The following is a 503-nucleotide window of genomic DNA, read 5'->3' on the forward strand; positions in this document are numbered from 1 at the left end:
TAGTCGTTGATCCGCCCGATGATGTCCGCGATCTCACCGATCGCCCCCACCGCACTCGAGGTATCCCCCTGGATCGCCTCCACCCGACGAGCAATGTCCTCCGTCGCCTTCGCCGTCTCCTGCGCCAGCTCCTTCACCTCAGAAGCCACCACAGCAAACCCCTTGCCCGCCTCCCCCGCACGAGCCGCCTCGATCGTCGCGTTCAACGCCAACAAGTTCGTCTGCTCCGCGATCGACGTGATCACCTTCACCACGTCACCGATCTCCTGCGAGCTCGTCCCCAGCTTCTGCACCGTCGCATTCGTCGACGCCGCACGATCCGTCGCACGATTGGCCACCTTCGCCGCCTCGTTCGAGTTCTGCGCGATCTCCCGGATCGAAGCCCCCATCTGCTCCGCCCCCGCAGCCACCGTCCGCACGTTCTGCGACACCTGCTCCGCAGCCGTCGCCACCGCACCCGACTGCACCGCCGTCTCCTCCGAGCTCGCCGAGAACTCCGACGC

The 503-nt window shown here is 66.6% G+C and carries 1 protein-coding gene; it reads right to left on the minus strand.

Annotated features, from left to right (window positions below):
• Positions 1-503, minus strand: a 503-nt coding sequence (locus NHG27_RS18990; protein ID WP_497017363.1) for a methyl-accepting chemotaxis protein, incomplete at both ends; no start/stop codon positions are given.

It is taken from the genome of Oerskovia sp. 140933, assembly GCF_059651515.1.